The organism is Paeniglutamicibacter sp. NPDC012692 (assembly GCF_042901625.1).
GTDB lineage: Bacteria > Actinomycetota > Actinomycetes > Actinomycetales > Micrococcaceae > Paeniglutamicibacter.
Window position 1 is genome coordinate 499,211 of sequence record NZ_JBIBDE010000001.1, and the last position, 22,127, is coordinate 521,337.

The following is a 22,127-nucleotide window of genomic DNA, read 5'->3' on the forward strand; positions in this document are numbered from 1 at the left end:
TCATCACATGTCGCATGCGTCTTCACAAACCTCGAGGTTCCCCACTGCGCCGGACTACGACCCCGCCGCCACTTGGCCCGACTACTGCGAAACGACGCTTCCCGGCCAGTGGCTCCCGGACATCCTGGGCGATGGGTTCTCCTATACAACGCTGCCCATGGGAACCGACGAAGAAGGCGAGCTCTGCGCCACGCTCGTTCGTTACAGGCCTCAAGAGCACCCCCGGCACCTGACCGTGCGGACCGGATGGCTACGCAGGATCGCGGCCCAGCTCACCCCGCTGCGCGAAGACATCAGGCGCTTCCGCACCGACAGGAGGGCGGCGAAAACCACGCCCAACGGTTTTGTCCTCGCCATCCACGGGTGGAGCGACTACTTCTACAACACGGAGCTTGCCGCGTACTGGGCCTCGCGCGGTTATTCCTTCTACGCACTGGACCTGCGCCGCTACGGCCGCAGCATGAGGGCGCACCACCAAAACCCCGGGTTCACCAACAACCTCGAGGAATACGATGCGGACCTCGCCGCGGCGCTTGCCGCCATCCGCGATCTGGAAGGCCCCGGAGTGCCGGGCATTTGCGTCGCGCACTCCACCGGCGGACTGATCGCCAGCCTGTGGGTCAACCGCAACCCGGAGGCGTTCTCCGCACTGATCCTCAACAGCCCGTGGCTGGAAACGCAGGGCAGCTACCTGGTGCGGTTCGCAACGCAAGGCGTCTTCGAACCGATCGCCCGGGTCAGGCCGCGCGCCAAGCTGCACCTGCCCGAGTTCGACCATTATTGGCGCTCGCTCAGCCGGCTGTCGCACGGATTCTGGGACCTGCATCCCGTGTGGAGGCCGCCCGTTTCCTTCCCGGCCACGGCCGGCTGGATCACAGCGATCCTGGCCGGGCACCGGGAAGTAGCCCGGGGGCTCGACGTGAAGATCCCGATCCTCGTGCTGACCTCGCGTTCAACGCACCTCGGCACCAGTTTCGATGAATCGATGCTGCACACCGACTCGGTCATCGAGGTGCAGGTGGTGCGCGAACGCAGCCTGGGCCTGGGATCGGAGGTCACGAATGTCATCATCGACGGGTCGATGCACGACGTGTTCACCTCCCTGCCGACCCCGCGCGCCGTTGCCTACGGGGCAATCGACCGGTGGGCCGCGGGATACCTGCCGAAGGGAACGACCGCGGGATAGTCCGGCGGATGTGCGGGGCTAGGACCCTGCCTCGGGCTTGTCAACGGCTCCCCCGTAACGGCGGTCGCGGCTCGCGTACTCCTGCACGGCAGACCAGAGGGTCGAGCGGTTCACGTCGGGCCAGAGTTCGTCGATGAACACCATTTCCGCGTAAGCCGACTGCCACAGCATGAAGTTCGAGGTGCGCTGTTCCCCGCTGGTGCGCAGGAACAGGTCCACGTCCGGCAGCTCCGGTTCGTCCAGGTACCTGGCAACCGTCTTCTCGCTGACCTGGGACGGCTTCAGGCGCCCGGCCTGGACCTCGGCGGCGATGGCCTGCACGGCGTCGGCGATCTCTGCCCGGCCACCGTAGTTCACGCACATGGTCAGCTGGCAGGTTTCGTTGCCGGCCGTGTGTTCCTCGGCGGCCTTGAGCTCGTTGATGACGGACTTCCAGAGCCGCGGTTCGCGGCCGGCCCAGCGGATCTTCACGCCCCACCCGTTGAGGGTGTCGCGCTGGCGGCGCAGCACGTCGCGGGAGAAGCCCATGAGGAAGCGAACCTCCTCCGGGCTGCGCTTCCAGTTTTCGGTGGAGAACGCGTAGACGGAAACGTACTTGATGCCCATCTCGATGGCGCCTGCCATCACGTCCAGCAGGGCGGCCTCCCCCGCGCGGTGTCCCTCGGTGCGGGGCAGCCCGCGCTGGTTGGCCCAGCGGCCGTTGCCGTCCATCACGATCGCCACGTGCTGCGGCACGAACTCGGCGGGGATCTGCGGCATGGTGAAACCCGCCGGGTGCGGCTCCGGGTGGTTGGGTCCGGGGTTCCCGGTGATCTTGGTGGGTTTACTCATCTTCTCTCCACGAGCTTGAGGGATTTGACTAGACGTTCGAGGTGCCACTGCAGGTAACTGGTCACGATGGTGGCGGCCTGGGTGCGCGAGGCGATGTCGCTGGCGTCCACGGTTTCCCAGTCCCCCGCCAGCAGCGCCGCCAGCAACTCGACGGTCTGCGGCGAGGGGGAAAGCGAGCCCGCGGGACGGCAATCGTGGCAAACGACGCCGCCGAGGGGGACGTTGATGGCCTGGTGCGGGCCGACGGCGCCGCACCGCACGCAGTGGGTGAAGCTCGGCGCCCAGCCCGCGGTGGCCAAGGCCCGCAACAGGTAGGAGTCGAGCACCGTGCCGGGCTCGTGGCCGCCGCGGGCCAGCGCAGCGATGGCGCCGTGCAGCAGCCGGTACTGCGGGGCGATGGACTCGGCCTCCGAGTCGGTGAGCCGCTCGGCGGTCTCCACCATGGCGTGGGCGGCGGTATAGGCGGCGTAGTCGGCAACCAGCGCTTGGCCGTAGGGGTTGCGCAGCTGCGCCTGGATGATGGTGTGCAGCGACTTGCCCTCGACGATCTGGGCGTCGACCTCCATGAAGGGCTCGAGCGTCGCCCCCATCTTGGAGCTGGTGCGGCGCACGCCCTTGGCGGCGGCGCGGATCACCCCGCGCTCGGGGCTCAGCAGCGTGATGATGCGGTCCGCCTCACCCAGTTTCTGGGTGCGCAAGATGATCCCGCGCGTGCGGTAGCTCTTTGCTGCAAAACCTGATCGTGACACGCTACCCATCATCTCAAACAAAACCGAAAGTCCGGTGCATCAACCCGATGCACCGGACTTTCGGCTACGTCACCCCGAGGGGTTCTACTTGGCGTCGCGGACCGCGCGGTTCACCGCGGAGATCACTGCCTTCAGCGAGGACATGGTGGTGTTGGTGTCGACGCCGACGCCCCAGAGCACGCGCTCGCCCACGGCGCATTCGACGTAGGCCGCGGCCGCGGCGTTGCCGCCCTCGGACAGTGCATGCTCGGTGAAGTCCAGCACGCGGACGTCCACGCCCTCTGCGGAGAGGATGTTCACCAGCGCGTTGATCGGGCCGTTTCCGCTGGCCGAACGGCGGTGCGGGGTGCCGTCGATGACCAGGGTGGTGGTCAGCTCGAAGGTGCCGTCCTCAGCGGTGTCGGCGGTGGCGGAGCCCAGCTTGAAGCGGCCCCACGGCTCGTGGTCGGACCCCTCGGTGACCGGCAGGTACTCGTCCTGGAAGACGTTCCAGATCGCGGACGAGGAGATTTCCCCGCCCTCGCCGTCGGTCTTGCGCTGGATGACGCCGGAGAACTCGATCTGCGCGCGGCGCGGCAGGTCCAGCGAGTGCTCGCTCTTGAGCAGGTAGGCGACGCCGCCCTTGCCGGACTGCGAGTTCACGCGGATGACCGCCTCGTAGGAGCGGCCGATGTCCTTCGGGTCGACCGGCAGGTACGGCACGGCCCACTCGATCTCGTCGACGGTCTTGCCGGCGGCCTTGGCGTCGGCCTCCATGGACTCGAAGCCCTTCTTGATGGCGTCCTGGTGGGAGCCGGAAAAGGCGGTGAAGACCAGGTCTCCGCCGTACGGGGAGCGTTCCGGGACCGGCAGCTGGTTGCAGTACTCGACCGTGCGGCGGATCTCGTCCATGTCGGAGAAGTCGATCTGCGGGTCGATGCCCTGGCCGAACAGGTTCATGCCCAGGGTGACCAGGTCGACGTTGCCGGTGCGTTCGCCGTTGCCGAAGAGGCAGCCCTCGATGCGGTCCGCGCCGGCCAGGTAGCCGAGCTCGGCGGCGGCGACGCCGGTGCCGCGGTCGTTGTGCGGGTGCAGGGAAAGCACGATCGAGTCGCGGTTCGCCAGGTTGCGGTGCATCCACTCGATCGAGTCGGCGTACACGTTCGGCGTGGCCATCTCGACGGTCGCCGGCAGGTTCAGGATCATCTTGTTCTCGGGGCTGGCTTCGAGGACCTCGGCCACGGCGTCGGAGATGCGCTTGGCGAACTCCAGCTCGGTCCCGGTGAAGGACTCCGGGGAGTACTCGTAGGTGATCTTGGTGCCGACCAGCTGCTCCTCGTACTTCTTGCACAGGCGCGCACCGGTCAGCGCGATGTCCATGATGCCGTCCTGGTCCTGGTTGAACACGACGCGGCGCTGCAGCACGGAGGTGGAGTTGTAGAGGTGCACGATGGCCTGCTTGGCGCCCTCGAGCGCCTCGTAGGTGCGCTCGATCAGGTGTTCGCGGGCCTGGGTCAGCACCTGGATGGTGACGTCGTCCGGGATGCCGCGTTCGATCAGCTGGCGCACGAAGTCGAAGTCGGTCTGCGAGGCGGACGGGAAGCCGACCTCGATTTCCTTGAAGCCCATCTTGACCAGGAGGTCGAACATCTTGTGCTTGCGCTCGGGGCTCATCGGGTCGATCAGCGCCTGGTTTCCGTCACGGAGGTCTACCGCGCACCAGCGCGGGGCCTGGGTAATGTACTTGTCCGGCCAGGTGCGGTCCGGCAGGGAGATGTTGATCTGGTCCTGGAACGGCACGTACTTGTGGATCGGCATTCCGGAGGGCTTTTGCATGTTCTGCATTTCACTGGGCCTTTTCTAAGTGGGTGAGAAAGGGGGCCGGGACGGTGGTTGACTCCGCAGCGAGGGGTCGGCCGAAGGACGCTTAGAGTCCTGTCTGGGTCTCGCCGCGGCGGCTTAGTAGTAGTAGTCCGAAATGCATTTGTTTAACATAGCATCGCGCCCGCGCCCGGTGTGATTTGTTGAACAAATTGTTTCACATGGTGGACAGGGGCCCGTTCCGCATGCGGCTCGCTGCTGAAGTCCACCACCACGTCAACCGGCCTTCCACGGCCCGGACCGGCTCCGCTACGATCGACCCATGAAAGAAGAATCGCCCGCACGGTTCGGGCTTTCCCTGCCAACCCCGGACTGGCTGCTGATCGACGGTGCCCTGGACAACCTGGATGCCGTTTCCCTCGGGGATCCCTCGCTGGTCCAATGGTCCGGCGCGATCCGTGAAGCCGTCTTGCGTGACATGCCCGGCCGGACCGCCGACCTTGAGGGGTCCGAGAGCCGGCCGGCCGTGGGCACTCCCCCGGAGATACGGCTTCCCCGCGAAACATGGGCATTCATCATCGACGCGCTCGGGGACGTGGAAGCCGACCGCATGTTGGCCGACGACAGCTCCCTGCCGCCGGAGACACGGGAGCTCCATGCGAGGATCGCCGCCAGGTCGGAAGCGATTGCAGCGGAAATCCGCAAGAGGCTCGGCCCGTAGACATCGAACGCGGGCAGGCAGGCCGAAATGCCGAACGATCCCGGGCCAACCGCGCCCGGGATCGTTCGGCATTGCATGGTGAAGCCGGAAGTTAGAAGCCGAGCTTGCCCAGCTGCTTGGGATCGCGCTGCCATTCCTTCGCGATCTTCACGTGCAGGTCGAGGTACACCTTGGTGCCCAGCAGCGCCTCGATGCCCTTGCGCGAGCGGGTTCCGACGTCGCGCAGGCGGGCGCCGCCCTTGCCGATGATGATGGCCTTCTGGCTGGGGCGCTCCACGTAGAGGTTCACGCGCACGTCAAGCAGCGGGTTGTCCTCCGGGCGTCCCTCGCGCTGGACCATTTCCTCGACGACCACGGCCAGCGAGTGCGGAAGCTCGTCGCGCACGCCCTCGAGGGCGGCCTCGCGGATCAGCTCCGACACCATCTTGGCCTCCGGCTCGTCGGTCAGCTCGCCGTCCGGGTACAGCGGCGGGGAGAGCGGCATCTGCGCGGCCAGCACGTCGGCGACCTCCTTGACCTGGAAGTCCTTGGTGGCCGAGACCGGCACGACGGCGGCCCAGCCGCCCTCCCCGAGGGTCTCCACGCCCAGCTGCGCCACGGCCAGCAGCTGCTGCATGAGCGCCGCCTTGTCCACGGTGTCCGCCTTGGTGACGATCGCGACGATCGGCTTCTTCTGCAGCTGCGCCAGCTGGGTGGCGATGAAGCGGTCGCCCGGGCCGATCTTCTCGTTGGCCGGCAGGCAGAAGCCGATCGCGTCGACCTCGGAGAGCGTGTCCGCGACCAGGTCGTTCAGGCGCTGGCCCAGCAGGGTGCGCGGGCGGTGCAGGCCCGGGGTGTCGACGAGGATCAGCTGCGCGTCCTCGCGGTGCACGATGCCGCGGATGGTGTGGCGGGTGGTCTGCGGCTTCGAGGAGGTGATCGCCACCTTCTGGCCCACCAGGGCGTTGGTCAGCGTCGACTTGCCCGCGTTGGGGCGGCCGACGAAGGAGGTGAAGCCGGAGCGGAAGTCCTTCGGCCAGCCGCCATCGGGCATCATTGCGGGGGTCTTGGTGTTCCGGCTCATGCTTGCTCCTTGTGATGCGGTGCATCGTTCACGGCGGGTTGTTCGCCGGTTGTCGTTTGTACTTCCACCTTGCGCACCAGGATCTTCCCGATGCGGTTGCGCCGCCCGCTGAGCGAGACGACCTTGAGTTCTATGCCGTGGACCGCGGCGTGCGATCCGAGGACCGGGACGCTGCCCAGCTCCTTGGCCAGCAGCCCGCCGACGGAGTCGACCTCGTCCTCGTCGATGTCGATGTCGAAAAGCTCGCCGAGTTCGTCGATGGAGGTGCGGGCGGTGACGGTGTAGCTGCCGTCGCCCTGGTCCTCGATCTCGTTGCGCTGCCTGTCGTATTCATCATCGATCTCCCCGACGATTTCCTCAATGAGGTCCTCGAGGGTGACCAGACCGGCGGTTCCGCCGTATTCGTCGATGACGATGGCCATGTGGGTCGATTCGCGCTGCAGCTCCGGCAGCAGTTCGCCGACCAGCTTGGATTCGGGCACGTACCGGGTGGGGCGTGCCAGCTGCTCGACCAGTGCCCGGGAACCGGGTTCCTTGTGAAGCTTGTAGGCCACGTCCTTGAGGTAGATGATGCCGAAGATGTCGTCGGCGTCCTCCCCGATCACCGGCACGCGCGAGCAGCCGGAGTTCAGGAACAGTTCCATGGCCGCGTTGAGGTCCCGGCCCTTGGGAATGGTGACCATGTCCGTGCGTGGCACCATGACCGAGCGCACGTAGGTGTCCTCGAGGTCCATCACGGAGTTGATGATCTCCGCGGCGTCGTCCTCCAGGCCGTCTCCCTCCGAGGCCCGGTCGACCAGGTCGCGCAGGCGCTCCTTGGAGAGGAAGCCCTCGTCCTCCGCGACGGCGCGCGGGGAGATGGCCTGGCCGATGCCGACCAGCCAGGACGGGATCGGGCCCAGCACCAGGCGCAGGAAGCGGATCAGCGGCGCGGTGCTGCGCACCACGGCGTCGGCGTGGGTGCGACCGTAGCGGCGCGGCGAGACCCCGACCAGCACGAAGCTGACGGCGGCCATGGTGACGGTGGCCAGCAGGCCGGCCAGCCAGACGTTGCCGAGGCGATCGTGGTACAGGATGCCGACCGCCACGGCGGAGGCGGTCTCGAACCAGATGCGCCAGAAACGCACCGCGTGGGTGTGGCTGGTGGTGTCGTCGAGGATGCGGCTCAGGTGGCCGGCGGCGGATTCGCTGCGCAGCACCTCCGCCTGCTGCCTGGAGAGGTACAGGTAGGCGGATTCGGCCGCGGTGAGGATGGCTGCACAGATGATGAACACCAGTGCACAGAGCGCGAGAACAATCGCGGTCACTAGTTCATCGTCTCCCGCGGAGCCGGGCGGCCCAGGAATCCTTCAAGCAGCTGTCGCTGCAGCGCGAACATGATTTCCTTTTCCTCGGGCTCTGCGTGGTCGAAGCCCAGCAGGTGCAGCATGCCGTGCGTGGTCAGCAACAGGATCTCGTCCTCGACGCTGTGCCCGCCGGCGGCGGCCTGGGTGGTGGCGACCTGCGGGCAGATCACGATGTCGCCGAGCATGCCGGCCTCGGTGGGCGATCCGGGGCGGCCCGGGCGCAGCTCGTCCATCGGGAAGCTCATCACGTCGGTGGGCCCGTCGATGTCCATCCATTCGACGTGCAGCGCGCTCATGGGCTCCTCGTCCATCAGGATGATCGAGACCTCGGTTTCCGGGTGCACGTGCAGCTCGGAGAGGATGTGGCGTCCCAACGCGCTGATGCGTTCGAGATCGGCCGCGATCTCGGACTCGTTGTTGACCTCTACGCTCATGATGCGTTCTCCTGGTTGTCGGGACCGTGTCCCGGTGGTTTGCCGTGCTGTTTGTGGGATGCGTGGCCCGCTCCGGGGGCCGCGGATGCCCGGCGGCGCGCGCGGGCGGCCGAGCGGTTGAAGTTGGGGTCCTGGCGGGCGGTCCAGCGCTCGTAGGCGCCGACGATGGCCCCGACCAGCCGGTGGCGCACCACGTCGCTGGCGTCCAGCTCGCAGAAGGCGATGTCGTCGACGCCCTCGAGGATCTCGGTGACCACGCGCAGCCCCGACTTGGTGCCGCCGGGCAGGTCGACCTGCGTGATGTCGCCGGTGACCACGATCTTGGAGCCGAAGCCCAGCCGGGTGAGGAACATCTTCATCTGCTCGGGCGTGGTGTTCTGCGCCTCGTCGAGGATGATGAACGCGTCGTTGAGCGTGCGTCCGCGCATGTAGGCCAGCGGGGCGACCTCGATGGTGCCGGCCGCCAGCAGGCGCGGGATCGAATCGGGTTCCAGCATGTCGTGCAGCGCGTCGTAGAGCGGGCGCAGGTACGGGTCGATCTTGTCCGTGAGGGTGCCCGGCAGGAAGCCCAGCTTCTCCCCGGCCTCGACGGCCGGGCGGGTCAGGATGATGCGGCTGACTTCCTTGGCCTGCAGTGCGGCGACCGCCTTGGCCATCGCCAGGTAGGTCTTGCCGGTGCCCGCGGGGCCTATGCCGAAGATCACGGTGTTTTCGTCGATGGCGTCGACGTAGGCCTTCTGGTTCACGGTCTTGGGACGGATCGCTTTGCCGCGGCCGGAGAGGATCTTGAGCCCGAGCACGGACTGGGCGTCGCCGGCTCCGGAGCCCTCCAGCATGCGCACCAGTTGTTCGATGGTCTGCGCGGAAATCCGGGTGCCGTTGGCCGCGAGTGTGCGGGCCTCGGTGATGACACGCAGGGCCCGGTGTGCGACTCCCGGCTCGCCGGTGACGCGCAGGTCGTTGCCGCGGGCGTGGAGCTCAACGCCCGGATAGGCGCCGCCGATGACGCGCAAGAGCTCATCATGTGCACCCAGGGTGGCGACCATTTGGTCGGAACTGTCGAAGCTGACCAGCGCATCGGTTTCCCGTGGCTGCCCTGATTGGCTCATCTCTGGATCCATACGACTGTTGCCGCCTCCGCATTCCGTGTGGGCGACTCAGGCCCGCGGTCCTTCCGCGGCCAATGGTCCCAGCACCTCGTCCATCCTATCCTGCCCTTGTCGCACCGGCCATTGACGCGCGGGCGGCCAGCCTGTCGGCCGCGGAACATATCAATCGCGCAACAGTCACCGCAAAACCGGGATCGAAACCCCCTCGAAGGGGAATTTTGTGCAAGGCTGGGGAAAGCCCCTCGTCTCCCCCGATGCGGCTGCACCCACGTTTTCAGTTCCCTTTCTCCCAGAGAGCCACTATTTCCGATGTCCCGTTCACGCCGCACCGCCCGATCCCGCATTGCGGTTTTGGCACTCATGGCGTTGCTGGGGACCACGGCCTCCTGCGGCGTGGGGACCGGTTCCCACCAGTTCTCCATGCCCGCATCGAACACCGACGTCAATTCGGTTGCCCCGATGCCGGCGGTGGAGATGGAGGCGTTGAGCAACGACCGCCGCACGCCCGTCTACTGGCTCTCGGAATCGGACGGCACGGTGCGCCTCTACCGGGAATTCGTGCAGGTCGCCGGGGCCGGGGACCCGATCGCCGCGTCGGTCCGCTACATGCTGTCCTCCAAGCCGCATGACACCGACTATTTCAACCTGTGGCGTCCGAGCCCCTCGATCGGAACCTCGGTGAGCCCGCAGAACCTGATCACCATCGACCTGGGCAAGAAGGCGTTCGGCGCATCGCTGGACCGCGGCCTCGCTGAGCGGTCGATCGCGCAATTGGTGTACACGGCCACGGCCGCCGCGGCCAACGCCGGCATCCTCTCCGACGGCATCGAACCAAGCGTGCGGATCCAGGTCGACGGATCGAGCGACTTCCTGGCCTTCGGCCAGATCCCGCTGGACCAGACTTTCACCCGCGACGCCACGCTCGCGGCACCGCTGTGGGTCATCGACCCGCAGGCCGGCAGTTCCGTGCCCGCCGGCAAGGTCGATTTCCGCGGCCTGAGCGCGAGTTTCTCCGGCGGGGAATTCTGGGAGATCCGGAAGAGGAAGCCCATGCACCCGCTGAAGGCCAGGAGCGTGTCGACCGAGCCCGTCGCCTCCGGCATGCTGCCCCCGGGAGACGGTTCCCGGGCCACCAACGAATTTTCCTTCAGCCACGAGCTGGGGGCCGGCGAGTACACGTTCACCGCGTGGGGCGTCGATGCGGCCACGGAGAAGCGGTTCGCCCTCGAGTCCAAGGACTTCACGGTCACGCAGTAGCCTCGCCGCCGAACGAAGCAGCACAACGCAGGAATCCCTGTGCGGTTCACCCTTTTCCGGGGAACCGCACAGGGATTCCTTGTCTGTGGCGCTGCCGCCCTGGACTTCCTACATGTCAGAGCTGCCCCAGCAGGTGCCTGACGAGCACCAGCGCCGCGGGTCCGGCGGTCGAGGCGCGCAGCACGTGCCGGCCCAGCAGCGCGACCTTGGCGCCGGCGGCCAGGAACTGGTCGATCTCGTGGTCGGAGATCCCGCCCTCGGGCCCGACGACCAGATGGACCTCCGCGCGCGGGTTCTCCCCCGCGGCCAGGGCCGGCGCGTGTGCTGCCGCCCAGTCAGCCACGACGTCGGCCACCGAGGCGGCCCCGCGTTCGTGTAGCACCAGGACCAAGACCGGGGTCCCGGCCACCGCCGCGGCAGCCATGGACTTGGCCAGGGCCGGGGTGGAAACCATCGGCAGGACCTCGGGGAGGAACGTGCGCCTGGACTGCTTCAGCGCGCTGAGCACCGTCGCTTCCCACTTGCCCAGCGCCTTGGCGGCCTTGGCCTCGTTCCAGCGGACGATCGCGCGTTCGGACTGCCACGGGCGCACCGCGTCGATGCCGAGCTCCACCGCGGACTCCACGGCCTGCAGGTCGCGGTCGCCCTTGGCCAGCGCCTGCACCAGGGTGATGCGGACCGGCGGGGCTTGCTCGTGCTCGACGGAGGCCACCGTGGCGCGCAACGAGGACTTGTCGGTGTCCAGCACCTCGACGCTTGCGCGCACGCCGGTGCCGTCGACCAGGTCGATCATCTCCCCGCTGCGCACGCGCTTCACGTTCACCGCGTGGTGGGCCTCGGGCCCCTCAAGGGTGAGGACGGAACCGACGGCGGGGTCGCCGAGGGATCCGCGCTCCATGAAGAAGCACTGGTTGCTCATGCGCCCAGGTTGCCGAGCTTGCCGCGCAGGCGGGAGAACATGCCGCCGCTGTTTTCCATGCGGCCCTCGGCGAATTCCTCGCCGCGCAGCTTGGCCAGCTGCTCCAGCAGCTCGCGCTGTGCCGCGTCGACCTTGGTCGGGGTCTCGACGTGCAGGTGCACGATGATGTCGCCACGCTTGCCGCCGCGCAGGCGCGGAACGCCGTAGCCGGAGAGGCGGACGGTGTCGCCGGACTGGGCGCCGGATTCGACCTCGATGACCTGGGCGCCGTCGAAGGTCTCCAGCTTCAGGTCCGCGCCGAGCGCGGCCGCCGTCATCGGGACGTTCATGCGTGCGTGGAGGTCGACGCCCTCGCGCTCGAAGACCTTGTGGCGGCGCACCTCGATCTCCACGTACAGGTCGCCGTTGGGGCCGCCGCCGGGGCCGGCCTCGCCCTGGCCTGCCAAGTGGATGCGGGTTCCGCTGGCAACGCCGGCGGGGACCTTGAGCTGCTTGGAGATGCGTTCGCGGATGCGGCCCTGGCCGCTGCAGTCGATGCAGGGATCCGGGATGGTGGTGCCGAAGCCGCGGCAGGCCGCGCAGGTCTCGACGGTCATCATCTGGCCCAGGAAGGAACGGACCGGGCGCTGGACCTGGCCGGCGCCATGGCAGATGGTGCAGGTAACGGGCGAGGTGCCCTCGCGGCAGCAGGTGCCCTCGCAGGTGGGGCAGGTGACGGCCGTTTCCATGTCCAGCGGGTACACGGTGCCGGCCACCGCATCGGCAAGGTCGATGGTCGCGGTGATCAGTGCGTCGCGTCCGCGCTGCGTGCGCGAGGCCGGGCCCTGGGCCTGGCCGCCGCCGAAGAACTGCTCGAAGATGTCCCCGAAGCCGCCGCCGAAGCCGCCGCCCCCGCCGAAGCCGGTCTGGCCCGTGCCGTTCTCGTTGCCGGTGGCGTCGTAATTGGCGCGCTTGTCGGCATCGGCGAGCACCTCGTAGGCGCGGGTCACCAGCTTGAACTGCTCGGAGGCGTCATCCCCGGGGTTCACATCGGGGTGCAGCTTGCGGGCCAACTTGCGGTAGGCCTTCTTGATCTCTTCGCCCGTGGCGTCCTTGCTGACGCCCAGAACTTCGTAGTGAGTGCTCACAGTGCTCGCTGTGTCCTTTCGTACTTCAAAAAATTGACAATTGCCCGGCGGTCAGCCGGCCAGGATGCGGGAAAGATATCTGGCGACGGCGCGCACGGCGGCCATCGAGGTGGGGTAGTTCATGCGCGTCGGGCCCAACACGCCGATCATCGACTGCTCGCCCGGCCCGTAGCCCGTGGCGACCACCGAGGCCTCGGTCAGTGCGCCGTACTGGTTTTCGGTGCCGATGCCCACCGCGATCCCGTGGGCGTCCTGCTCCAGTTCGGAGAACAGCCGCAGCAGCACCACCTGTTCCTCGAGCGCCTCGAGGACAGGGGTGATGCTCAACGGGAAGTCGCGGTTTGCGCGTGCCAGGTTGGCGGTGCCGGCCATGACCATGCGGTCCACGGTGTTGTTGCGGGCCAGGGCTGCCAACGCGTCGGCGATCGCCCGTGCGGCGTGCAGCAGTCGCGGTTCGACCAGGTCAGTGGGTCCTCCGCAGAGTTTCGAGACATCTGCAATGGGGCGGTTGTCCAACACGGCGAGGAACACCGCGCGCAGGCGGTGGAGGTCTTCCTCCCCGGTGTCCGGGGGCAAGAGAATGACCCGCTGTTCGACCTTGCCGCTGGAGGCGATCAGGACAACGAGCGTCTGCCCGGCGCCGAGGCCGACCAGCTCGATGTGGCGCACCGTGGCGTTCGAGTAGTGCGGCACCTGGATGAGCGCCACCTGTTGGGTGATGCTGGCCAGCAGGCGGACGGTGTTTTCGAGGACCTCGTTGAGGTCGTGGGAGCCTTCGATCAGCGCGGCTATGGCACGTCGTTCGGCATGCGAGAGCGGCTTGATGTCGCCGATCTGGTCGACGAAGTGGCGGTAGCCCTTTTCCGTGGGAATGCGCCCGGAGGACGTGTGAGGGGCGACGATGAAGCCCTCTTCCTCAAGCGAGGCCATGTCGTTGCGGATGGTCGCGGCCGACACGCCGAGGTTGTGACGCTCCAGCAGGGCACGCGAACCCACAGGTTCACGGGACTTCACATAGTCTTCAACGATGGCTCGGAGGACCTCAAGCCTGCGCGGTTCGGTCATTCTCCACCCTCCTGACTACCAGATTGATACTGTCGGCGACGCATCCGGGTGCCCGGGGCAGCGAAATAGCGGCCTCTTAGCACTCGACATGTCCAAGTGCTAAGTCTAATACGTCTGGCTGGGTTGTTAGCATGGTTTGTTCAAACACGGTGATGCCGCGTTCACCACACGTCTCACCGCCGCGTCACGCGACCACCGGCACCGGAAAGTGAAACCATGACCAACTACACCTGGGGCGCCCAAGACATGAGCGCACCCGTACGACGACAGCTTCGCAAGGTACCGCTGAGCCTGGGCCTACTGCTTGAAGATGTCGAAAGCGGCTGGGTCGGAGAGGTCGTCCGCATGGAGAAATCCGGCGGCATGCGTGTGATGGCGTTGGAGGACCGGTCAGGCCGGACCAAGTCCTTCCGCACGGGCTTCGGCTTCCTGCTCGAGGGCGAGCCCGTGGAAATCACGGAACCGGTTGCCGCGCAGCCGGCCAACCAGGGCACCGCACGCAGCGCCTCCGGCTCACGCATGGTCACCGACCTGCGGGCCCGCACCGCCCGCGCAAGCCGCATCTGGGTTGAAGGCAAGCACGACGCCCAGCTGGTCGAGAAGGTCTGGGGCCACGACCTGCGGGTGGAGGGCATCGTCGTCGAGCCGCTGCATGGTGTCGATGACCTCGCCGCCGCCATCCGCGACTTCTCCCCCGGTCCGCAGCGTAAGCTCGGGATCCTCGTCGACCACCTGGTGTCCGGCACCAAGGAGGCGAAGATCGCTGCCGAGGCCATGCGGGTGCCCGGCGCCGCGGGCAATGTCCTGATTGTCGGCCACCCGTACGTCGACGTGTGGCAAGCCGTGCGCCCGACGGTGCTGGGTATCAAGGCCTGGCCGGTGGTGCCCCGCGGAACCGATTGGAAAACAGGCATCCTCAAGGGCTTGGGCTGGCCGCACCGGGAACAGATCGACGTGGCGCAAGGATGGGAACGTATCCTTGGACAGGTTCGAAGCTATGCGGATCTGGAACCGTCGCTTTTGGGCCGCGTTGAAGAGGTCATCGATTTCCTCACGGCCGGCGACCACGGGCCCGAATAGACGGGAGGGCCCGCCGCGACGCGCCCGGCCGAAGCAACGTCCGCTCCGTGAGAATGGTCACCCCGTCAACCAATCCGGGCACGTGGAGGGCCTGAAGATGACGCCGCGGCTTCAAAAACCGTTCACCTTTCGGCCAGAACTCGCCCGATGCAGCGATTCGGTTCAATGGACCCCTCGGATTGGCGATAAACTGTCCATCGATTCAGCAACAGCAACGAACAGGACACAGCAGTGGTCAACGAGGCACGACAGTCACCCGGCGCAGGCGATGGCCAGCCGGACCGATTCGAAGGTTCCTCGGACGTCCCGCTGCCACTGACGCCTTCCGAGGACCGCCAGTGGGCAACCATCGCCCACTTCGGCGCGATCATGGGTTGCATCCCGTCGGCCATCATCTACTACGTGTACCGCTCGCGCGGACCGTTCACCGCGCAGGAATCCAAGGAAGCGCTCAACTTCACGCTTCCGCTCACGGTCCTGGCCGTGGTGCTGAACCTGCTCGCACTGATTCCCGTCATCGGCTGGGTCTTCACGGTCCTCGTCGTCGGAATCTGGATCTTCCTCACCGTCAGCGGCGTCAAGGCGGGCATCAACGCGAACAAGTCGCGCCCCTACCGCTACCCGTTCAACCTTCGGCTGTTCAAGTAACCCAAGGCTTGCAGGGAACCCAAGGGCATTGCCGACAAGGCAGTGCCCTTTCCCGTTGGCGGACCCACGGGCCGTTCTTCCGTGGCATTTCCGTACACGGAACAGCTCATCGCATTCCGCGTCTGGTTTTCCGCGGCTGGTTTCTGCGCCTCGTGCGCGAGGCCGCAAGGTCAACTGCGGTCCACACGACAAAAAGGTGGGCGGCGGATTGGAATCCCTTCCAAACCACCACCCACCTCAGTAGGGCCCGTCTGTTATCGCCGCGAGGCGATCCCTAGAAATCCAGTAGCCTGCGCAACACGGCATCGGCCAAAAGCCGTCCCTGCAGCGTCAAGACGACCTTTTTGGCGAACGCCGCCTCGGGGACCACCAAGCCGTCGGCGATCAAGCCGGCAATTGCCTTCCGGCCCTCGGGCTTCAGCTCGGAGGTGTCCATGCCGTCGACGATGCGGGTCAGCAGCATGGCCCGTTCCAGGTAGCGTGCATCCTCGTCGGGGGTTTCACGTCCCGCGGCGGGCGAGGTGCCCGCGTCGATGCGCTGCTGGTACGCGGCGGGATGCTTGACGTTCCACCAACGCAATCCGCCAACGTGGGAGTGCGCACCGGGGCCCGCGCCCCACCAGTCTCCACCGCGCCAGTAGGCAAGGTTGTGCAGGCAGCGGCTGTCTTCGTCCTTGGACCAGTTGCTGACCTCGTACCAGTTGTACCCGGCTGCGGCGAAAAGTTCGTCGGCGATCAGGTACTTGTCGGCGTGGTCGTCGTCGTCGATGTTCGCGACCTCACCGCGGCGGATCTGCCCGGCAAGCCGCGTGCCTTCCTCGATGATCAGCGCGTAGGCGGAGATGTGGTCGGGATCGTAGCTCAGCGCGGTGTTGACGCTGGTGCGCCAATCCTCGATCGACTCCCCCGGAGTGCCGTAGATCAAGTCGACGCTTACCTGCAGGCCCGCGTCCTTGGCCCACTGCACGGCCAGGCCGACCCGCTCGGGGTTGTGGGTGCGGTCGAGGGTCTTGAGCACGTGCGGAACCGCGGACTGCATGCCGATCGACACGCGGGTGAACCCGCCGTCGGCCAGCAGCTGCAGGGACTCGGGCGTCACGGAGTCCGGATTCGCCTCCGTGGTGATCTCCGCGTCGGGAGCCAGGTCCCATTGGGTGCGGATCTCACGCAGCACGCGGACCAGGTCCTCGGCCGGCAACAGCGTGGGAGTTCCGCCGCCGAAGAAGACGGTGGACACGCTGCGCCGCGGCACGCCGGATTCCTCCAGGACCTTGGCGCCGAAGGCGATCTCCGAGGAGACGGCCTCCGCGTAGGTGTCCTGGCTGGAACCGGAGCCGAGCTCGTGTGCCGTGTAGGTGTTGAAGTCGCAGTATCCGCAGCGCACGGCGCAGAACGGAATGTGCACGTAGACCGAAAAAGTCCGGTCCACGGCACCGTCGGCGCAGGTTGCCGGAAGCAACCCGTCCGACGGTGCCGGATCCCCGAGGGGCAGAGCAGAAGGCATTGTTACTTTTTCTTGGGCTCGTCGGACGAAAGGGCAACGATGAAGGCCTCCTGGGGGACCTCCACGCGGCCGACCATCTTCATCCGCTTCTTGCCGGCTTTCTGCTTTTCCAGCAGCTTGCGCTTACGCGAGATATCGCCGCCGTAGCACTTGGCCAGGACGTCCTTGCGGATAGCGCGAATGCTCTCGCGGGCAATGATGCGCGAACCGATGGCTGCCTGGATCGGCACTTCGAACTGCTGGCGAGGGATGAGCTCGCGCAGCTTCTGGGTCATCATGGTCCCGTACGCGTAGGCCTTGTCGCGGTGGGTGACTGCGCTGAAGGCGTCGACCTGTTCGCCCTGGAGCAGGATGTCGACCTTGACCAGATCCGAGATCTGCTCGCCGTCGGCCTTCCAGTCCAGCGAGGCGTAGCCGCGGGTCTTGGACTTGAGGACGTCGAAGAAGTCGAAGACGATCTCGGCCAGCGGAAGCCAGTAGCGGATCTCCACGCGTTCCTCGGAGAGGTAGTCCATGCCGCGCATGACGCCACGGCGGGACTGGCACAGTTCCATGATGGCGCCGACGAACTCGTTCGGTGCAAGGATCGTGCCGGCAACCATCGGCTCGTGGACCTCGAGGATCTTCCCGTCGGGGAATTCGCTCGGGTTGGTCACGGTGCGCATCTTCTTGTCATCGGTCATGACCTCGTAGACCACGTTCGGTGCGGTGGAGATCAGGTCGAGGTTGAACTCGGCCTCCAGGCGTTCGCGGGTGATTTCCAGGTGCAGCAGGCCCAGGAAGCCGACGCGGAAGCCGAAGCCCAGGGCCACGGAGGTCTCCGGTACGTAGGTCAGTGCCGCGTCGTTGAGCTGCAGCTTGTCCAACGCGTCGCGCAAAGCCGGGTAGTCCGAACCGTCGATCGGGTACAGGCCCGAGAAGACCATGGGCTTCGGGTCCTCGTAACCGCCCAGGGACTCCTCTGCCGGCTTGGCAAAGTTGGTGACGGTGTCGCCGACCTTGGACTGGCGCACGTCCTTCACGCCGGTGATCAGGTAGCCGACCTCGCCGACGCCCAGGCCCTTGGTGGGAACCGGCTCCGGTGAGGAGACGCCGATTTCCAGCAGGTCGTAGACGGTGCCGGTGGACATCATCTGGACCTTCTCGCGCGGCGAGAGCTTGCCGTCAACGACTCGGACGTAGGTGACAACGCCACGGTAGGTGTCGTAGACCGAGTCGAAGATCATGGCGCGGGCCGGGGCGTCGGGGTCGCCGACAGGGGCCGGAAGGACGCGGACGACTTCATCCAGCAGGGCCTCAACGCCCACGCCGGTCTTGCCCGAAACCTGGAGGACGTCCTCGGGATCGCAGCCGATGAGCTTGGCGATTTCGGCAGCGTACTTTTCGGGCTGCGCCGCGGGGAGGTCGATCTTGTTCAGCACGGGAATGATCGTCATGTCATTTTCCATGGCCAGGTACAGGTTTGCCAGGGTCTGGGCTTCGATGCCCTGCGCCGCGTCAACCAGAAGAATGGCGCCTTCGCAGGCCGCCAGGGAACGCGATACCTCATAGGTGAAGTCGACGTGCCCGGGGGTGTCGATCATGTTCAGTGCGTAGGACTGACCGTCGACCTCCCACGGCATGCGGACGGCCTGGGACTTGATGGTGATGCCGCGTTCGCGTTCAATGTCCATCCGGTCCAGGTACTGGGCCTTCATATCTCGGTTTGAAACGACTCCGGTGAGCTGCAACATGCGGTCGGCCAGGGTCGACTTGCCGTGGTCGATGTGGGCGATGATGCAGAAGTTTCTGATGATCGCCGGATCTGTCGCGGCAGGCACCGGTGCGGTGCGGGCCATGGGTGACACGTAAGGGACCTCGCTAATAAGGGAGTGGAAAAGTAAGTTGGCAGCGAATTGCTTCGCAAAGGCCATTCTCCCATGCCGCGGCGCCGGTGTCGCACAATCGACCAAGGTGTTGCTCCTGATAGTTTGGCCAAATGAAGTTCAACGCCAATAAATTCTTCGGGTTTCTCGGTCGAGTCCTCGAAGGGTTCCTGAAATCCCAGAACGACACGAGCGCAAAAGAAGGCACCAAGCGTGCCCCGACTCCGCCCCGGACGACCACCACGGCAACAAAGCAGGGCACCAGGCCCCGGCCCGCGGCCCCGACAGGAGCGCGCAACGCCTCCAAGTCGGCGCGCACCGATTCAACCTCGGCCCTTGGATGGGAAAACGGCGACTACCCGGGCGACTTCCACGGTGCGGTGAAGCCCCGCTACAACCCCGAGACCGACGGACAGCCGGACCCCGGTGAAATCGTGTGGGCCTGGGTCCCCTATGAAGAGGACTACAGCCAGGGCAAGGACCGCCCGGTTCTCCTGATCGGAAACGACGGGAAGTACCTGCTGGCGCTCATGCTGACATCCAAGGACCACACCAACCCGCAGCGCTCCGACAGGGACTACGTGGACGTCGGATCGGGCCCCTGGGACAAGCAGGGACGACCCAGCGAGGTCAAGGTAGATCGCCTGATCCGCCTCTTGCCCTCCGGCATCAGGCGAGAGGGAGCCGTGCTGAACAAGCAGCTTTTCTCGCGTGTCGCGGACAGGCTTAGCTCGTAAGCAGGCGGGAAACGCGTCGGGAAATACCGGGCTGAAGTGCTGCTTCACCGCGAATCCCAGCTCCTCGGCGCCAATAGAACTTGACCCGCATCACGTTCGCGATTCCACGAATGAATCGTGAGTTCGATGTGAACCTGATAGTATTACTTCTTGTGTGTCCGCGCAGGTCGACGGGCACTTCTCCCGGGTCGCCATAGGTATCCCCACGCCGCTCAGTCAATGGCCCGGAAGATATCCCTCACCGACCATATAAGCGATGAGCAAGAGAGTTTAAAACAGTGGCAAATATCAAGTCCCAGAAGAAGCGCATTCTCACCAACGAGAAGGCACGCCAGCGTAACGCTGCAATCAAGTCCGAGCTCAAGACCGCAATTCGCGCAGTAAACACTGCCGTTGTGGCCGAGGACAAGGACGCAGCCTCTACCGCACTGGTAACCGCTGGCCGCAAGATTGACAAGGCCGTCACCAAGGGTGTGCTGCACAAGAACAACGCAGCAAACCACAAGTCGGCCATCTCCAAGAAGGTTAACGCCCTCTAAGGATTGCTTCACTGCATAGTAGGCCCTCCACCCAATCGGGTGGAGGGCCTACTTGTTTAACTTGCTCCCCGGTTTCTCCCTTGGATTCCGGGAACCACGCACGGAACGGACGTGGTTCACTGAACCGCAACTGGCCCTGGAGGGAAGCACCCAGCCAATCAGGGGCTCCCTCAGGGCGAACGTACTGAATGGGCCGGTAACCTCGTCAAGTCGGCATCCGTTGAGGGTGCTGCTTGCCCCTTGACCCCGGATGCTGAAATGAGCGCCCTGCCAAATGAACAAAGTCAGCCAGACCTGGTCAGCGTATCCGAGTCCACAAATCGACGGACGCATGCGCATGATGATTCTGCCGCAGCTGAAGTCATGGGTGCTGATCCCGACCGCAATGCTTGCGCTCGTGCTGGCCGTTGGATTCGGTGCAATGCACCTGCCCGGATACACCACAGGGGAACTAGCCGTGGATCAGGAGATCAGCCGCCATCACGACACACTGCTCAACGGCATGGCGCTTTTGCTCAGCACCGCTTTCAGCCCCTTCGGCGGCGGCATCCTCCTGGCAGCAATCTGCCTGTTCCTCCTGCTGGTGAGGCGCTCACCAGTGAACGCGATCGGTTTCGGGACCGTTGCGTCAGTGGGTTGGCTCTCTTCGCAGGTGTTCAAGGTGGTCGTGGAGCGACCCCGCCCAAATCCTTCCTTGTTGGCGGATCCGCTGGCCCCGGAAACGGGCTTCGACAGCTTCCCCAGCGGACACGTCAGCCTGGCAGTCGGCTTGACCTTCGCCGTCTACTACCTGGCCCGTGGAACCCGGTGGCGAAATGCGGCCGCAATTCTGGGTGCGGCCATGGTCGTTGCCTTGGCTCTCTCGCGGATCTACATCGGAGTGCATTATCCAACGGATGTCGCTGCCGCCGTCGTGACGGCCTCGGCAGCAGTGATGCTCTTCTCCGGCCTGTGGAACCGCCATGCTGCGCGCCTCCTTGCGAGACTGCGCTTCCTGGAACGATTCGGCCCGATTCCCCTTGAATCCCACCGCGATCGCCGCAAGGTCGGAATCCAGCGGTAGCTGCGAACCGGAAGTCCTAGCGTCTGGCAGCCAGGGCTATCTGGGTGACCGCGCGTTCGACGGCGTACTCGGGATCGCGTGAGGCACCCTTGACCTGGGCGTCGGCCTCGGCAACCAGGCGGATGCAGCGGCCCAGGTCGTCGGCACTCCAATAGCGGGCCTGCTCCTGGGCTTGCTGCACCTGCCATGGCGGCATGCCCAGTTCGCTTGCAAGTTGGCCGGCGGACTTGCGGACGCCTGCAACCTTGGCAACCTGGCGCAACTTCATGGCTAGCGTTGCGACGATCGGCACCGGATCGGTTCCCGTGGCCAGCGCGTGCCGAAGCGTGGAGAGCGCCACGTCGGCACGCCCCATCATGGCTGCATCGGCAACCTTGAAGCCGGTGGCTTCAACCCGGCCGCCGTAGTACTTGTCAACCACGTCCTGGTCGATCGCACCGATGGTGTCCTGCAGCAGCTGCGAACATGCCGCGGACAACTCGGACAGGTCGCTACCGAGCGCCGCAACCAGGGCCCGTGCCGCCTCGGGACTCAGGCGTCGCTTGGCCGCCTTGAATTCCTGGGTGACGAAGTCGATCTTCTCCGCATCCTTTTTCAGCGGTTGGCAGTCCACCAGCACGGCTCCGGCAGCCTTGAGTGCATCAAGCAGCTTCTTGCCGCGTACTCCCCCGCCGTGGTGCATGATAAGCGTGGTGTCCGGTGCAGGGGCCTTCGCGTACTCGAGGGCGTCGCCCAGGAAGTCCTCGTTCATGTTGGCCAGCTGGCGGACCTCGATGAGCTTGGTTTCGCTGAAAAGCGAGGGGCTGGAAGCCAGCAGCAATTCGCCGCGCTCGTACGAGTTGGCTTCAAAGCGCGTGAGCTCGACCTCCGCACCGGCCCGCAGGGTTGCCCGGACCTTCTCGAAGGAGCGGGAGGCAAGCAGATCCTCGGAGCCTTGCAACAGGATGATCGCCGCCGGGGAGACGTCCCGCCAGGAAATCCCGGCGCTCTTAGTTGTGCCTCGTGCCGCAGCCATGACCGAACCCTTACGTAGTGAATGAAGAACCCCATAAATACTATCCGCAACGCCCGCATCAGGTATTTT

At 65.8% G+C, this 22,127-nt stretch carries 21 protein-coding genes; 8 read left to right on the forward strand and 13 right to left on the reverse strand.

Annotated features, from left to right (window positions below; genetic code table 11):
• Positions 1 to 7 precede the first annotated feature (7 nt).
• A complete protein-coding gene (locus ACFY5D_RS02215) occupies positions 8 to 1,186 on the forward strand; it encodes an alpha/beta hydrolase (RefSeq protein WP_387524411.1) in 1,179 nt (392 codons plus the stop codon).
• A gap of 18 nt (positions 1,187 to 1,204) precedes the next feature.
• On the opposite strand, the gene ACFY5D_RS02220 is transcribed toward ACFY5D_RS02215, so the two are convergent.
• The 3 genes from ACFY5D_RS02220 to leuA all read right to left on the reverse strand — a co-directional run bounded on the left by ACFY5D_RS02220 (position 1,205) and on the right by leuA (position 4,590).
• Positions 1,205 to 2,017 (reverse strand): isoprenyl transferase, encoded by an 813-nt coding sequence (locus tag ACFY5D_RS02220; RefSeq protein ID WP_387524414.1) that lies wholly within the window; start codon positions 2,015 to 2,017, stop codon positions 1,205 to 1,207.
• Complete coding sequence (gene recO / locus ACFY5D_RS02225) at positions 2,014 to 2,766, reverse strand: DNA repair protein RecO (protein ID WP_387524416.1); 753 nt, start codon at positions 2,764 to 2,766, stop codon at positions 2,014 to 2,016. The genes ACFY5D_RS02220 and recO overlap by 4 nt, the downstream gene beginning before the upstream one ends.
• 84 nt (positions 2,767 to 2,850) lie before the next feature.
• Complete coding sequence (gene leuA, locus ACFY5D_RS02230) at positions 2,851 to 4,590, reverse strand: 2-isopropylmalate synthase (protein WP_387524419.1); 1,740 nt, start codon at positions 4,588 to 4,590, stop codon at positions 2,851 to 2,853.
• Between the two features lie 298 nt (positions 4,591 to 4,888).
• Between leuA and ACFY5D_RS02235 the strand changes: the two genes are divergently transcribed.
• Positions 4,889 to 5,287: a hypothetical protein gene (locus ACFY5D_RS02235; protein ID WP_387524422.1), complete on the forward strand. Its 399-nt coding sequence runs from the start codon at positions 4,889 to 4,891 to the stop codon at positions 5,285 to 5,287.
• A gap of 91 nt (positions 5,288 to 5,378) precedes the next feature.
• On the opposite strand, the gene era is transcribed toward ACFY5D_RS02235, so the two are convergent.
• Genes era through ACFY5D_RS02255 form a run of 4 tightly spaced genes read right to left on the reverse strand, consistent with a single transcriptional unit; the run spans position 5,379 to position 9,239 of the window.
• Complete coding sequence (gene era / locus ACFY5D_RS02240; protein ID WP_387524425.1) at positions 5,379 to 6,350, reverse strand: GTPase Era; 972 nt, start codon at positions 6,348 to 6,350, stop codon at positions 5,379 to 5,381.
• A complete protein-coding gene (locus ACFY5D_RS02245) occupies positions 6,347 to 7,657 on the reverse strand; it encodes a hemolysin family protein (RefSeq protein WP_387524427.1) in 1,311 nt (436 codons plus the stop codon). Before ACFY5D_RS02245 ends, era begins: the two co-directional genes overlap by 4 nt.
• A complete protein-coding gene (ybeY, locus tag ACFY5D_RS02250; RefSeq protein ID WP_387524429.1) occupies positions 7,657 to 8,130 on the reverse strand; it encodes an rRNA maturation RNase YbeY in 474 nt (157 codons plus the stop codon). The genes ACFY5D_RS02245 and ybeY overlap by 1 nt, the downstream gene beginning before the upstream one ends.
• Positions 8,127 to 9,239, reverse strand: coding sequence for a PhoH family protein (locus ACFY5D_RS02255; RefSeq protein ID WP_387524432.1), 1,113 nt, complete (start codon positions 9,237 to 9,239; stop codon positions 8,127 to 8,129). Before ACFY5D_RS02255 ends, ybeY begins: the two co-directional genes overlap by 4 nt.
• 309 nt (positions 9,240 to 9,548) lie before the next feature.
• Here ACFY5D_RS02255 and ACFY5D_RS02260 point away from each other — a divergent pair, with 309 nt between their 5' ends.
• On the forward strand, positions 9,549 to 10,496 hold the full coding sequence (locus ACFY5D_RS02260; protein WP_387524435.1) for a GerMN domain-containing protein: 948 nt from the start codon (positions 9,549 to 9,551) through the stop codon (positions 10,494 to 10,496).
• Positions 10,497 to 10,611: 115 nt separating this feature from the next.
• Here ACFY5D_RS02260 and ACFY5D_RS02265 read toward each other — a convergent pair whose 3' ends face one another.
• Genes ACFY5D_RS02265 through hrcA form a run of 3 tightly spaced genes read right to left on the reverse strand, consistent with a single transcriptional unit; the run spans position 10,612 to position 13,607 of the window.
• Positions 10,612 to 11,415, reverse strand: a complete 804-nt coding sequence (locus ACFY5D_RS02265; RefSeq protein ID WP_387524438.1) for a 16S rRNA (uracil(1498)-N(3))-methyltransferase — start codon at positions 11,413 to 11,415, stop codon at positions 10,612 to 10,614.
• On the reverse strand, positions 11,412 to 12,542 hold the full coding sequence (dnaJ, locus tag ACFY5D_RS02270) for a molecular chaperone DnaJ (RefSeq protein ID WP_387524441.1): 1,131 nt from the start codon (positions 12,540 to 12,542) through the stop codon (positions 11,412 to 11,414). Before dnaJ ends, ACFY5D_RS02265 begins: the two co-directional genes overlap by 4 nt.
• Before the next feature lie 51 nt (positions 12,543 to 12,593).
• Complete coding sequence (gene hrcA, locus ACFY5D_RS02275; protein ID WP_387524444.1) at positions 12,594 to 13,607, reverse strand: heat-inducible transcriptional repressor HrcA; 1,014 nt, start codon at positions 13,605 to 13,607, stop codon at positions 12,594 to 12,596.
• Positions 13,608 to 13,823: 216 nt separating this feature from the next.
• On the opposite strand from hrcA, the gene ACFY5D_RS02280 reads away from it, so the two are divergent.
• Both ACFY5D_RS02280 and ACFY5D_RS02285 read left to right on the forward strand, forming a co-directional pair.
• Positions 13,824 to 14,687: a DUF3097 domain-containing protein gene (locus ACFY5D_RS02280; protein ID WP_387524447.1), complete on the forward strand. Its 864-nt coding sequence runs from the start codon at positions 13,824 to 13,826 to the stop codon at positions 14,685 to 14,687.
• Between the two features lie 231 nt (positions 14,688 to 14,918).
• Positions 14,919 to 15,335: a DUF4870 domain-containing protein gene (locus ACFY5D_RS02285; RefSeq protein ID WP_387524450.1), complete on the forward strand. Its 417-nt coding sequence runs from the start codon at positions 14,919 to 14,921 to the stop codon at positions 15,333 to 15,335.
• A 274-nt stretch (positions 15,336 to 15,609) separates the two neighbouring features.
• On the opposite strand, the gene hemW is transcribed toward ACFY5D_RS02285, so the two are convergent.
• Positions 15,610 to 16,839 carry a radical SAM family heme chaperone HemW gene (gene hemW, locus ACFY5D_RS02290; protein ID WP_387524453.1) on the reverse strand — a complete coding sequence of 410 codons (1,230 nt, stop codon included), beginning with the start codon at positions 16,837 to 16,839 and terminating at the stop codon, positions 15,610 to 15,612.
• Between the two features lie 2 nt (positions 16,840 to 16,841).
• On the reverse strand, positions 16,842 to 18,686 hold the full coding sequence (lepA, locus tag ACFY5D_RS02295; RefSeq protein ID WP_387524456.1) for a translation elongation factor 4: 1,845 nt from the start codon (positions 18,684 to 18,686) through the stop codon (positions 16,842 to 16,844).
• A gap of 131 nt (positions 18,687 to 18,817) precedes the next feature.
• Between lepA and ACFY5D_RS02300 the strand changes: the two genes are divergently transcribed.
• From ACFY5D_RS02300 to ACFY5D_RS02310, 3 genes are all read left to right on the forward strand, one after another.
• On the forward strand, positions 18,818 to 19,441 hold the full coding sequence (locus ACFY5D_RS02300) for a type II toxin-antitoxin system PemK/MazF family toxin (protein WP_387524459.1): 624 nt from the start codon (positions 18,818 to 18,820) through the stop codon (positions 19,439 to 19,441).
• 278 nt (positions 19,442 to 19,719) lie between these two features.
• Positions 19,720 to 19,980, forward strand: a complete 261-nt coding sequence (gene rpsT, locus ACFY5D_RS02305; RefSeq protein ID WP_387524461.1) for a 30S ribosomal protein S20 — start codon at positions 19,720 to 19,722, stop codon at positions 19,978 to 19,980.
• A 331-nt stretch (positions 19,981 to 20,311) separates the two neighbouring features.
• On the forward strand, positions 20,312 to 21,043 hold the full coding sequence (locus ACFY5D_RS02310; protein ID WP_387524464.1) for a phosphatase PAP2 family protein: 732 nt from the start codon (positions 20,312 to 20,314) through the stop codon (positions 21,041 to 21,043).
• Positions 21,044 to 21,059: 16 nt separating this feature from the next.
• Here ACFY5D_RS02310 and holA read toward each other — a convergent pair whose 3' ends face one another.
• Positions 21,060 to 22,058: a DNA polymerase III subunit delta gene (holA, locus tag ACFY5D_RS02315; protein ID WP_387524467.1), complete on the reverse strand. Its 999-nt coding sequence runs from the start codon at positions 22,056 to 22,058 to the stop codon at positions 21,060 to 21,062.
• Between the last annotated feature and the right edge of the window lie 69 nt (positions 22,059 to 22,127).